A 13,607-nucleotide genomic window follows, 5' to 3' on the forward strand; every position below is an offset into this window, starting at 1 on the left:
ATTAATTCTTGTTTGGCTAGCCAAACAAGAATTAAAAATAATAACTTTATAAAAGTTTTAGAAAAATAAGCAGTTCTAATTAGGGGAAGCCTACACTAATAATCACAGGCCTCATGATGCACTTGGTAAAATCTCTCCAGTAAAATATGCCGAAATTAATTCTTGTTTGGCTAGCCAAACAAGAATTAAAAATAATAACTTTATAAAAGTTTTAGAAAAATAAGCAGTTCTAATTAGGGGAAGCCTACACTAACATCTTTAAAAAATACAAGAAAGAACTAAGATAAGTTTACTCAGTTTTTTTATAATTTTACAGCCTATAATTCGGGATATACAGATCTTATTGGATAATCCTCACGTTATATGATTACCATAACGATTCTAATAAGTATGTAAAGAAGGCTTTGTCTCTAATTGAACCTTATGCACAGTCTCCAGACATGGAACTAGGTGTATTATATAATCAAATCAGAGCTAGTATCAAAATACAACAAAATTAATACTCAATTTTTGCTGCTAATTTCTGTTACTTTACAGATTAAAACTCGTTAATGTTTTAATCTTGTTAGAAATACTACTTATTAAGAAGTTGAGAAGATGGTTAATATTTAATTATTTTTTTACTTCGACAACTGTCTCAACAGCAATTGTAATTTTTCTATTTCCTTTTGCTGGTGTTCTATTTTCGAATTTTGCTGCTTAATATCTTTTTGTTGTTGAATAGTATAAAGTGTTAATTCCTCTATCTTCTTTAAAAGCATCATATCCAATTGTCCCAGCAAAATTCCATTTTGTTCAAACTCCTTGGCAGATGCAATTTCAGGAAGGTGACCATTTGCTTTTATAAAGCTTTCAACCTCTGGTAAGCTTTTTAATTTATAGTCTTCTTTGAAAACATAGTCTGGAGCGGGTACGTTTAGATCAACCTTGATCTCTTTTGCATGAATATTACCATTTATTGTTAGTTTGGCATCTGGAGCTAACGTCCCAATCCCTACATCCCCTCTTTCGTTAATTCTCATACCATGCTTTGACCCAACAATAAAGTCTAAGTTCTCGGAGACACCACCACTATTAGGAGTAGTTTTAATTACCGAGTTCCATTGGGAATCAGATAACCGTATTGTTGCACCATTTACATTTGATGGATTATGGATATTGAGAATCTGTTTGGAACTGCCATCTCCTTTAACGTGAAGTTTATTTAACGGGTTTGTTGTACCTATACCAACATTTCCATTTGCCAACTCTGTTATCTGTGCACTAGTTCCCAAAGTGACTCCTAACAATATTATAATTAGTTTTATTCTAATCATTTTTAAATATTTTAAATACTATCTTCTAATAATAAAAGGTAATTAAAGTTTAATACTAGAAATATAATCTAGTAATGTAAAGTTTCTGCTTTTGATTCTAAATCTTCACAATTTAAACGCCCTTATTTAATCTCACTTTTACTAGGATTAAATGAGGATTCGTTTTAGACCTCAGAACACCTAATAATCTATCAATCACTTTTTTTGAACCTTGACAGGCTCATTATATCATTAGATATCACCTGTTTCCATCCTCTTTAAACAATTTTTAGTGTTAGTTTTTTAACTTTTAAAAACTCTAAGTTAAAAAATTGATTAATGATTAAGCGGGAGGTAGTCCAATAAAATTGCAATCGATCCAATTCGAAAAATGTGCTATTTGGACATCGCTTGCTCTTTTAAAGAAATATTTCAGATTTTCTGTTTTATGTATAAAAATTAGTCGATCATTTTCACTTCGATAAAAGAAGGAAACTTTTTTAATATCAGTTCCATAGTACAAAGTTTGCTTTTCTATAGTTTGGTGAAAAAAATCGCTAATTTTTTCTTTGATTTTATTTTTATTTTTCACGAGAAATGAATCATAAACGATATAGCAGTTATCATCAATCATCATTTCAATATAATTTCTAAATAAACTTATTTCTATTTTAAGATTATTATGATTAGAAATTAATTTGAAAAAAAAACCTCCATTTATATTATGATCTTTAACTTTTATGTAAGACTTATTGAAGTCAATTTTGACTGATGGGATTTCAGAACATAATTCTAAAACAAATTTTGATATTTCAGTGTCAAAACCTTCAAACTCGTTGATCTTCTCGTTAAGATACTCTATGTTTTCTTTAAAAAATTTAAAATTTTCCATTTATTCGTTATAAAACCAATCTATATGTTTGTTATTTGGAGGATTTCCAATAGAAGTTCTAAACACATGTTTGCCTTTATTATTCCCCCATCCAGTTCTAAAAGGCCCGCGATTAAAGAATCCTCTTCTACCATCCGGTAGCCACTGTGAATGATATCTCCCAAACAAATGACTTCTGTAACCTAGAATTTTACTTTGAAAAATAGTTTTTCCCGAAAAACCTATCTTCAAACCATTTGTAAATCTCAAAGAAGACAATGCGTACCCACCACCATAAGTTAAAGCGAGATCGGGTGTTGAATAACCTGCGGCATAAGCAAAGTCGTTTGCGGACATGTTTGAGATGTTGTCGTAAATTTCATTTAGATACTCATCACTAGGAGAAAGAAGCGTTTTCCTTTGCAATAAATTATTGAATCCAGTATACAACGATTTTTTATAATAATCCGATCGAAACAGATCATTCTGCACAAAATCGACAATATCAATTACTCGGTTATTAAAACCGCTTTTAAAACTATCTTTAAGGCCACCAACATAATTCGCAATTCCTAAGACACTAACACTAGTTCCTGAACTTGAATTACTTATTAATATCGGAGATACACCAGAGCCAGAGAGAGTCGATGCATCAATACTAATTTGATTCGTGGATAACTTAATAGTCCTTGGTCCAGAGCTTTTTTCTTCACCAAAAAATCTTCTAATCGCTCTTCCAGCTTCTCTAAATGGTGTGGCGATATCTTCAGCCACACTTTCAATATTAGTACCCAGCCAATCTCCTATGCGCCACTCGTCCCAATTATTTGCAATGGTCATAATTAAACTACCATATCCTACTTGTTCTACGTTAGTCAAACCAGGTGTTTCGGTTGTTTCACATACACAGGATGAGTTTGTCATTTCACCAGTTGGATCATTATATATAAGTGGATTATTGAGCACATAGCCGTAACGATTAAAATTCTGTGTGTTATAAGGATTTTGAATATAATTATCCGGTGATAAAAACCTCCCAAGCTGTGGATCGTACATACGACCGTTCATATGTATTAAGCTTACACTAAAAAAATGTTCATGACCTGTATATCCTCTATCCAATAAGGCATCATAATTAAATTCGGTACTGCCAGTAGTAGACCAAAACTTATCAACTGTACCCCAAGCACCAAACTGTCTTTTTTCTATAGCCTCTCCATTAGCATCACTTATCGCTAATATACTTCCCAGATAATCTCTATGTAGATAATAAAAATCGTTAACGGGTGCTACACCATTTTTCTTAATATGAGCAATTGGTGCTGTGTACGCATCACCGTCTAAATAGGTTATAATTTTATACGTGTTGTCCTGTTTATCATGTATAACCTCTACTGGAGTTATTGAAGAGTATTGTTTATGATATCGACGTAACAGCTTGTCCTCGTCTAACCCACCATACCATGCATGACTACGATTCTCTAAAGGACCGTACTCAAAGCTTACTCTACCATTGTTAGCTTCACGAATCTCAACAGGTTTCTTAAAAGCGTTGTATGTAATCTCTTGTGGCGCGTGTTGTTCGTAGTATTGATCTCCAACTGTGTTGAGACCAATTTCTTTTAATTGATATTTATTATTAGTTTGATATGTATAATCTCCAACCGTAGAGTTATTGACTATTCGACCTTTAGTATCGTAGCTCTGGGTTTTTACAACAGCACCACTGATTGCTGTCAAACGATCCAAATTGTCATAATCAAAATTTTCTTGCCAATTAAAGCTAAGATTATTTCTTGAAGTCAATGTTCCTCTGGCACCGTTGAAAATATACGACATTTGCATGACTATTCCTTGTGTATCCGTATGTGTGTCTACCATTGTTCTCATAAATCCATACGCATCATATTCTCGACTTTTCACAACACCATTTCCTAACGTAATAGTAAGTGCTTGACCTCTATGGTTTTCATCATTAACCTTCCATAAACTTTTACCTGTTGTCACATCAAGAATTTCATTTCTAATTCCTGCTGTATCATAGCTATTTTTGGTTGTTATAATACTGTTTTGACCTGTACTTGTAGTAGTAATTTTCTCTTGACTAACTCTATCATATGCATCATACGTATAACTTTTTTCAAATCTTGCTATATCCGTGATTTCAGTAATATCTGAGGGTCGATAATTAGCATCATACGCGTATGTATATTGAAAGGATTTATTATAAAAATTATCCCGCCCAGTTATACTTTCGATCATTTTACTTGCCGCATTATAAGTCAGATCCAACTGCAAGGCCGTATTTTCTCCTTCTATTTTTTTCTGTATAAGTTTCCCGTAGTTATCGTACTTATAAGAAGTTAATCCTTTTGGAGTAGTCTCTTCAATCAATTCACCTATAGCATTATAAGCATAGGTATATGTTCCTGCAGAGGGATCGGTTAATCGGGTTTTTCTACCCCAACCGTCAATTTCGACTTCAACTTTATTCCCGCCATAGTCCGCTGATTTCATAATTCCATTTGCATAGTAGTTATATGATACAGTACCACCGGAATCAGTAACTTCGGCAATATTGCCCCAGGCATCTTTTGTAGAAGTTACAGTTTTGACGCCATCAGTAGCTGTACTCGTTAAGCCACTGTATGTAGTAGACACCGTTTTACCCGTATGCATTTGAAAACTAACAGGTCTGCCGTACTGGTCATAACTTGTAATATCCCATTGTGAAGGTGCAGAGAAGTAGGGCTGACTTTCTTTTTTAATCCTTCCCAATATATCATGTTCAATACTTTTAGAAATCCATTTGTTATTTAAACTCAGTACACTGCTTTTAACCGGCCAACCAAAACGATTAATAAATGTACGCTTATCTTGCCCTTCCGGATAATCTGTCAAAACAGACATAAATAGAGATCCTGATTCATTTTTATAACTGGTATGAGTCGTCTTGTTCAAATAGTTTGTTTGGCTAGTTACTCTATTCCATCCATCATAAATAAAAGAAGTTTTCTGACCGTAGGGATTTGTATAGGTTTTTAAATTCCCCGTATTTGGATTAAAATCATAAGTACTTACTAAACCTTCGATATCAGTAACATTTTCTATAAATCTACCGCTTGGGTCATACTTAAAGCGTGTAATCCTTGGCACGATACCTTGAGCGTTTATAGACTTAGTAATAATATTCCCAAAATTGTCATACTGCATTGATTCGGTTAACCAATCGGTATTATTTCCTTTTTTCTTAATAGTACTAACTAAGTTGCTGTCGTAAACGAATTCGGTCTCTGTAGTAAATGTATGACCGTACTGTGTATTACTTGATATTTGATTTTTTATCCGTCCAACATGATAATTTGAGTCATACGAGGCTGTATTATTATAATAGGTATAATTCTCAGTATTAGAACCACCTGAGGAGGTTGTGTTGACCGATAAGGGATTGTTATATTGGTCATAAGTAATATTTTTTGTAGATGTAATCCCATGAATTGCATCATCTATTATTATACGTTTCGCTGAGATACTGAAAACTTTGTTACCTGAAAGTGAATACGTATAATCATATGTTGACTTGGATATATAATTACTCGGATCACCATGAGAATAAGGACTCGTGGAAGACCAATCTAAAACTGTTGCACCTCGCAACTGCGGATTTTGTTTTGATATATTCCATATGGTAGTAACCCCACTACCATCCCAATTCGTTTTTTTAAGCGTCCTAAATCCCAAAAAACCTAGCCCCTCTACATGTGAAGTGGCACCTCCATATGAATACCGTTGGCTTCTTTCTATACCAGAACCCTTCTCTATAATCTTACTGACCAATTTAAGATTAGGAGATAAATTAATGTTTACATATGGAAATCCATCCTGATAACTTGAGGTGTAAATATTATCATAATCCTCTCCACCAATAGAACCGTATGCTATTTCATGAACAAAACCATTGTTAGAAATACTATTTAACTGTGTCTCTTTTTGAACGTCCCTATTGAATTGATACGCAAAAAAGCTATTGACTCCTATGTAACCGTATTCTAAATTACTACTGGAGGTGTTTGCGTCTAAAAAAACAGGAATACCATATTTTTGATTGCCTTGATTTCTTTTCTCATAAGTTCTCTCAGAAAAGGGAGCATTTGCACTATTACCACCAACTTGATTAAAGTAATAAGATATTCTATCAAAAGAACGATCAGTGGCAGCATAAGGCGTAACCACCTTATGTTTGATTAAATCTGTTTTACCGTCCGCATTAAAATCTTGAGCGATATAATGGTATTCCACAAAAGGCGCTGCAATTCCTTCTTCCACAATTCCAGTGTCAGAAGTTCCATAACCTTCTTTATAAGTCATGCTGGTATTAATGTCACTAATATTAAAACCTGTACCTGTAGATGTAAAAAAGCGCCAAATATAGTCATTTTTACTTGTAGGCGTTGCAAAATCTATTTTTCCGTCTCCATTATAATCACCGAAGAGTTTAGGTGTATTTGCACTAATTTTAATATCGGATAAGTTTTCAATCAAAACTAAATTGTTTGATTTATTCAAGGAATAAATTTTAACCCCTCCTTCTCTAAAATGAAATAACTCTGATTTGCCATCCCCATCAAAATCGCCTGACAATAGAGGGTGTGTAGAAGTTAACGCGTCTTGAAGAGTACCTGCAAGATTGGCGAAATCTGTGGTTTTAGCACGATTTAAATCGACGAAATAAACCTTTGGATCACTGATTTCTATTGAACTACATTCTACTTCTGGATATTGGTCGTGTGGGTCACGAACGGGGTGACATTCTTGACCAATTTCATAACTCTTTTGAATCGCTAAAACATCTACGATTCCATCTCCGTTGAAATCACCTGTAACATATTCTTTTGGAATCTTACGACGATCTCGATGATCCATTTTACCATGAAACTTACTGCCTTGAGTAACAGTAAATCCAGGCTTCAACGTCAACTGTTCTGAAACACCATACGTTACATTAGCATTATTATATATTGAATGATTTGCAATAATCTGGTCCTCATATTTATTTACTGTAGATCCATTTATATCTAAAACTGCGTTATAGGTGTTTGAAGCACCGTTGTTATACACATACGTTGGTGCTTTCCAAACTTTATCATAGCCATACAACCCAGCTGCTCCCCCTATTTGATAGGATTTAAAGTGAACGTCTGAGGTCGAATTGTTTTCGGCATAATTTTCAGAGACTAGAGTAAAAGCTTGACCTGGCATTACTTTATATTTATTATTCTGAACGTCTTCAGCCATAAACGTACTAGATAAAATTGCGTCAAACTTTCCTAACTGATAAGTACGACCAAGATTAGTAGGGCTACTTCCATTATAGCTATTAAAAAATCTCCAAAATAAGTTGATCTCTCCAAGTTTGTCCCTTTTATAGGTAATAAAATCCATTTTTCCATCCGCATCAAAATCTCCAGATAAGCTGCCGTGTAGATCCGATCTCGCTCCAGGAGCTATAGACGTAGGTTGGCTATTGACCGGTGTTAATTCTTCCAGAAAAGGTGCATTTGATCCATAATCAAACAAAACAGGTGTAAAAGGTTTATTCTCCCTATTAAATTCTTGAATTTGCGAAATTTTTTCATAGCCAAGATGCAGCGTTTCATGCGTTATTTGATATTTACGATATAGCAAGTTTGAGCTAAAAACGAGAATTTTTTCTAAAATTTTTGACCTTTTAAATAAATGACCTCCGACATAAGACTTTTCTGGGAGAACTCTATTTTTATAAGTGAAACGTATCGAATTAGGCGGTGCAGATGTTCCAATATTTGATCCATACAATATCTCATTAATTTGCAGTATTCCATCACTTTCCGTATAAGAAAATTGTATATAATTTCCTTGAGCATCTTGTAATTTATATATCGCCCACTCCAGCCTACTTCTAGATCCGCCGGCATTACCAAACCAAGCACGAGAACCATTAGGATAATATACAATAAAATAAGAAGGCCCATAATTGGTCCCATAAGGAGATACCCCGTGAGCCTTAACAACTATATTTGAGTAACTCTCTGTTTGATATTCAGAATTTGACGCTCCGTAACTACCTGATTTGAGCATTAAGCGTTGGCCATTCAAAGCGTATCTATCAGTACTATCAAAATCTACCGGATCAATAATTCCATCATGATATGTGGTTGAAGGAATTCTGGTAATAGTAGATAACCCAGAAATATTCCAACCCCAACCTGCAATGCCATTACTAGACTGACTGTTAAAGGTTAAAGAAATGTTGGGAGCCATATTTTTAATTCCTGGTGGAACTACAATTGGCACTGTATAGTTGGCTCCACCACTCGATGTAACAGATAAATCTGCTACAGTAGCCCCCACTTCGCTTCCTGACGTTATATTATTAAAAGATACTGTGGATGCTGTACTCGATTTTTCTGAAAATACAACTGGAGAAGATTGAGAAGTTTTGATATTCTCAAATGGAATATTTATAAGATCAGAGGAGTTTTTTAATACATCGTCTCTTGTTTGCTGCGCATAAGTGTTTACAGACAACAAAAAAAGCAATAGTACTAGAGAATGTTTTTGTAGTTTCATACTAAACAGATTATTTTTTAATAATTTTTTTAGTTATCAAATTTCCGTCATTGAAAAGAAATTTTACCAAGTATAATCCATTTGGCCAATAAGATAAGTCAAGTTTAATCATCGAATCGTCAGAAACGAAATTCAAGGAATAAACTTTTGAGGCAGTATCAATAACTACTATTTCTGAAATCAAGTCATTATATTGACTATCCCATCTTAAATTCAAAAGTCCTTTAGTGGGATTAGGGAATATGGATATACTATTATTAAACTCTTTGTATTCAATAATTTCTTTTTCGCTTTGTACTTTCTCAATAACACTCTTTGCATTCGCACTTTTTAATAAAACTTCACAGTTCCCAGTCTTACAGTACACCTTTTTAACTTGATTACCTGCACTATCGTATGTGAAAATTAATTTTGACTGTGAAAAACCTATCGTTGAGATTGAAAAAAACGTTATTATTAATATTCTAATCATCATTTTTATGTGCCTTTAGTAAGTTTTTAATTGTTCCTTCAAGAATCTGTAACCTCTTTTCAAAATAAGTCCTTTGCTTATGTATTATATCTTGTTGTTTCTTTATTTTTTTCTCCTGGGAAATGGAATAAAGTGTCAATTCTTCGATTTTCTCAAGTAATTTCATATTCATACCTCCAAGTTCCACTCCTTCACTTTCCATAGTTTGAGCAGTTGCTATGTTAGGCAAGTGACCATTCTCTTGAATGTAATGTTCAATTTCTTCAAGCGTTAAAAGCTGATATCCTTCTTTGAAAACATAATCTGGTGCAGAAACATTAAGATCAACTTTAACTTCTTCTGCATGTATTTTTCCTTTAACTGTAAGTCTTGAATCTGGGGTAGTCGTGCCGATTCCGACATTTCCATTAGCCCTGATCCGTAGATATTCTGTTTCGTTAGCATATAATGCCAATGAAGAGTGATTTGCATATGCACCTTCCTGAATTGAAGCTATACCCCCCACTTCCAGTTTTCATGATTCCAAGAATGTTTAAGTTCTATACCTACTCCATATTTTGTAACAATCGAACTGTTTCTATTATTATTTATAATAACTGGCCAAGTAAGAGCATCTTCATCTACGGCAACATGTAATTTGGATAATGATGTACTAATCCCTATCCCTACACTATCGGAAGTAGCTATCTTTGTTCCATAATCTGTCCACTGAGAAAATGTACGCAATCCGCACATCAATAAGATTACTAGAAAGTAATTTTTCTTCATAGTCAAAAATTTAATTGTGAGCGAAAAATTCAACAAGAATTCATGTAGCTTTTGAAAGATAAACTATCCACTGAATCTATTATTTGCTTATTTTGATGTTTTTATTTCTTTTTTTAGATCATCTATTTGTTTTTGTTGGTCAATAAGGTATAATGTAAGCTCTTCAATTTTCTCTAAAAGTTTAGTATTCATTTCTCCTAATAAAATTCCATTTTTCAACACATCTTCTTCAGAAGGAATATTTGGAAGATGTCCATTAGAATTTATGTATTCCTCTACTTTTTTCAATGGGAGCAAATTATACGAAGTATTAAACACGTAATCAGCCCATACATTTAATTTAACCTCAACTTCTTTTGTTATCAAATTTCCATCTAGTCTCAGCTCAATATCACCTCCATTATTTTTGTTGTGTAACTGCATAGCTGTAACCTTTCCATTGCTTGAAGCTGTTGTCCATTTCCAACCTCCTCTCCATCTTGGAATATAAAAATCAAAAACTCCATTATCAACAATATTTGAAGTTAATGATATCGAACCGGTCCCGCTACCTAGTGATAAATCTATACTTGTACCTTTATCATACAGGCTTTTTAGCTGCATTATATTTGTGGTACCTTGAGAACTGTTAGTAGTCCATTTCCAACCTCCTCTCCATCTAGGATGAAAAAAATTAAATAATTCATTATCCGCAGAATTAGTTGTTAATTTTCCTTCTCCCACATTCGTTCCCATTATTACATCGTTTGCAAATGAATTGCAATTACAATCTTGACTATACATTCTGATGGTTACTACTAATAAGGATATAAAAATGTATACTTTCATATTTTTCGGCTTTTTATTTAAATGTTTGAATTTACGGAACTGGTGGGGTATAAAAATAAAAGTCAGTCATTTTTAATATCACTCTGCTAACTCCAATACTGATATAAAATTTTAATATTAACCACTGTTATATGTTGCGTTCTTGAAGGAAGCATATACGATATATAAATTGTTTTAAGTTTTTTATTTTTTAGATTCTAACTTTTCGATTCTTGATTGTAATTCAATAAATTCATCATTTAGAGATTTTAGTTCTTTAATTTCGTTAGCCTGTTCATTAATTTTTTTCTCCTGATTAATGGTATAAAGCGTTAATTCTTCTATTTTTTGAAGCAATTGGATTTGAAATTCACCAATGTTAACACCATTCTTTTTCATCTCTTTTGCAGCCGCTATTTCTGGCAAATGTTTTTTCTCTTTAATATAGTTTTCAATAAAATCAAGAGTAGGTAAGTTGTAATCATTTTCAAACACAAAATCTGCTGTCGGAGTCAAACTCACTTTTACTTCATTTGATTCTATTTTTCCGTAAATTGCGAGGTTTCCATTATGGGTTAACTTCATTAATTTTTTTTCTCCTACTGAGTGAATTTCAAAACCATTCGCAGCTCCTTCCCCTGACCCTCCAATTCTAAGTCTAGCTACATTATTAAACCAAGACATTGTGAAATTTGCTGCTCGATTACGTGGATTAAATATTTTAGCAAAACCATCATTTACTTCAAATAGTTTTTTTTCACCAACTCCTTGAATCAGAAATCCATTTTCTACACCATTTCCTGACCCTCCAATTCTTAATCGAGCATAATTATTCCACCATGATAATGCAAAATTCGCATCACTATTACTTGGATTAAATACTCTGGCAAAACCATCATTTACTTCAAATAATTTTTTTTCACCAACTCCTTGAATCAAAAAACCATTCTCTGCACCCTTACCTGACCCCCCAATTCTAATCCGTGCAGTATCGTTATACCAAGACAAAACAGAATTTGCGGCAGTATTACCAGGGTTTTTAATTATTACCGCTCCAACAGTAGCATTATTACCATCAGGATTCCATTGTGCATTTATTACTATAGTAAATCCCAATAATATTATTGATAAAAGTATTTTTTTCATATCTAATTTTATTTGGCTGACTTCATTCAAAATTAGTATCTTAATAGGATGAATCATTACCCCAGAATATTTGAACAAATTGCATTTGACCAGAATATTGAATGAATCATATTGTAAAGTCCAAAGATTAATCGGTTATCAATACAAATTCAGATGAATTATGTGTTTGACAACTATTCAAATATTGGTGAAAATGAAAAAATTCGGTTTTTTAATGGTTGAGAGTTATATTGGTTTTAAAAGTTCAAATCTTAAAGAGTTCTTTACAAATGTAAAGATTATGTTAATAAAAACAAATTTTTACTATTTATTCTTAAAATGATCAGCCGACCAAATTGAAACTCAACTTTTGCTAATAATTTCTAATGATTTTAGCACTCAAAATACTACGTTCCTTCATAAGAAGTGGAATTATAATCGAAAAGAGCACTATGCCATTAAACCTTACGAGCATTGATTCAAAAAATAGTGATATAAAAAGAATCAAGAGCACCATCATTTCATTCTTGTTTCTTCTAAGTTTATACGCTAATAAAACAAAAATAGAAAGTAAAACACTTAAACCTATTATCCCTGTTTGGAGCCATGTTTCTAAAAATTGGTTGTGTGCATTATACGCTTTCAAATAGTTTTGTTGATAACCTAATTCCTGATATTTCCTTAGCAATGCAGGTTTAGCATCACCTAGTCCGTATCCAATGAAAGGTTCTTCTTGAATTGCATTGAAACTTGCTTTCCATGTGAGCAGCCTTGAGTGTAGAGAAGTTTTAATTGTTGACGGGATATTATTATTTGAAAATTCGGGAAACATTTTTGCATTCATTGCAAAAACGATACATCCTAACATAAAAATCACTATCAATAAAAATCTTTTGTTTTGATCTTTAATCGTGGAAATTGAAAATATAGATAAAACGATTACTATAAGAAATGCAGTTCTAGACGCTAGTAAATAAAGATAAGCAAATAAGAAAAAAACTATTAAAAAATGATATGTCTTAACTATTTTTTTATCAGAAAAATAGCTAAGTATCAAAAGTATGTACAATGAAATATAATTGCTGTCAATTAATGTACCAAAATTTAAACCACCGAAGTAATGCATTATTTCGCGCAGGTTGTGTAAAACAAAAGACTTCGTCCAAGAATAATTTTGTTCAATAATAAACTCAAAGATTTCTAATGAACTAACACAAAAATTATAAAACAAAGAAGTGATTATCCCAATTAATAAAAATTTAAAAAGTTTTCTAACTTTTAAAGCATCTTCTTTCACAAATAGAAAAATCACAGGAAAAAACAATAAGGAGAGTGATCTCTGTATAATCTCAAGACCATCATTAAAATTTTCTGTGTACGTTAGACTTAATGCTAAAATGGAAAAATAAACTGGAAAGAGTAGAACCGCCTTATGTTGTAATAAGTAATTTTTTTTTGCTTTTATCACCTGAGTAATTCCTAAAATAATAGCAATCACAAAAAAGGGTGTGGGTAAATTAATACCAAGAGGTAATAAAAAAAACGCAAGATATAAGCTATTCCAAAAATTAATTAAAATCCAATCGTTGTTTTCAATGTCATAAAATACTTCAGAAATGCTTTTTTTGATTTGAGCAAAATTTAAACGCACGGTGTTCGG

At 32.6% G+C, this 13,607-nt stretch carries 9 protein-coding genes; all 9 read right to left on the reverse strand.

Annotated features, from left to right (window positions below; genetic code table 11):
* Positions 1–620: 620 nt before the first annotated feature.
* The 9 genes from BD809_RS00005 to BD809_RS00045 all read right to left on the reverse strand — a co-directional run bounded on the left by BD809_RS00005 (position 621) and on the right by BD809_RS00045 (position 13,598).
* A complete protein-coding gene (locus tag BD809_RS00005; protein WP_148780901.1) occupies positions 621–1,316 on the reverse strand; it encodes a tail fiber protein in 696 nt (231 codons plus the stop codon).
* Between the two features lie 322 nt (positions 1,317–1,638).
* Entirely contained in the window at positions 1,639–2,187 is a 549-nt protein-coding gene (locus BD809_RS00010) for a hypothetical protein (RefSeq protein ID WP_148780902.1), read from the reverse strand.
* Positions 2,188–8,775, reverse strand: coding sequence for an RHS repeat-associated core domain-containing protein (locus BD809_RS00015; RefSeq protein WP_148780903.1), 6,588 nt, complete (start codon positions 8,773–8,775; stop codon positions 2,188–2,190).
* Between the two features lie 10 nt (positions 8,776–8,785).
* Positions 8,786–9,247, reverse strand: a complete 462-nt coding sequence (locus BD809_RS00020; protein WP_211356675.1) for a T9SS type A sorting domain-containing protein — start codon at positions 9,245–9,247, stop codon at positions 8,786–8,788.
* Positions 9,240–9,701 (reverse strand): tail fiber protein, encoded by a 462-nt coding sequence (locus BD809_RS00025; protein ID WP_246131380.1) that lies wholly within the window; start codon positions 9,699–9,701, stop codon positions 9,240–9,242. The genes BD809_RS00020 and BD809_RS00025 overlap by 8 nt, the downstream gene beginning before the upstream one ends.
* Before the next feature lie 38 nt (positions 9,702–9,739).
* Positions 9,740–10,015: a hypothetical protein gene (locus BD809_RS00030; protein ID WP_148780906.1), complete on the reverse strand. Its 276-nt coding sequence runs from the start codon at positions 10,013–10,015 to the stop codon at positions 9,740–9,742.
* 87 nt (positions 10,016–10,102) lie between these two features.
* The gene (locus tag BD809_RS00035; protein WP_148780907.1) at positions 10,103–10,843 is read right to left on the reverse strand and encodes a hypothetical protein; all 741 of its coding nucleotides are present in this window, start codon (positions 10,841–10,843) and stop codon (positions 10,103–10,105) included.
* A gap of 183 nt (positions 10,844–11,026) precedes the next feature.
* Positions 11,027–12,025 carry a hypothetical protein gene (locus BD809_RS00040; protein ID WP_148780908.1) on the reverse strand — a complete coding sequence of 333 codons (999 nt, stop codon included), beginning with the start codon at positions 12,023–12,025 and terminating at the stop codon, positions 11,027–11,029.
* 295 nt (positions 12,026–12,320) lie between these two features.
* On the reverse strand, positions 12,321–13,598 hold the full coding sequence (locus tag BD809_RS00045; protein ID WP_148780909.1) for an O-antigen ligase family protein: 1,278 nt from the start codon (positions 13,596–13,598) through the stop codon (positions 12,321–12,323).
* Between the last annotated feature and the right edge of the window lie 9 nt (positions 13,599–13,607).

The sequence above is a fragment of the Aquimarina intermedia genome (assembly GCF_008124785.1).
GTDB classification, from domain to species: domain Bacteria; phylum Bacteroidota; class Bacteroidia; order Flavobacteriales; family Flavobacteriaceae; genus Aquimarina; species Aquimarina intermedia.

Bases quoted from the DNA above. Each gene is read 5' to 3' on its own strand.
- BD809_RS00035 (WP_148780907.1), bottom strand. From the start codon at position 10,843: ATGAAAGTATACATTTTTATATCCTTATTAGTAGTAACCATCAGAATG.
- BD809_RS00005 (WP_148780901.1), bottom strand. From the start codon at position 1,316: ATGATTAGAATAAAACTAATTATAATATTGTTAGGAGTCACTTTGGGA.
- BD809_RS00015 (WP_148780903.1), bottom strand. From the start codon at position 8,775: ATGAAACTACAAAAACATTCTCTAGTACTATTGCTTTTTTTGTTGTCT.
- BD809_RS00030 (WP_148780906.1), bottom strand. From the start codon at position 10,015: ATGAAGAAAAATTACTTTCTAGTAATCTTATTGATGTGCGGATTGCGT.
- BD809_RS00020 (WP_211356675.1), bottom strand. From the start codon at position 9,247: ATGATTAGAATATTAATAATAACGTTTTTTTCAATCTCAACGATAGGT.
- BD809_RS00010 (WP_148780902.1), bottom strand. From the start codon at position 2,187: ATGGAAAATTTTAAATTTTTTAAAGAAAACATAGAGTATCTTAACGAG.
- BD809_RS00040 (WP_148780908.1), bottom strand. From the start codon at position 12,025: ATGATTCATCCTATTAAGATACTAATTTTGAATGAAGTCAGCCAAATA.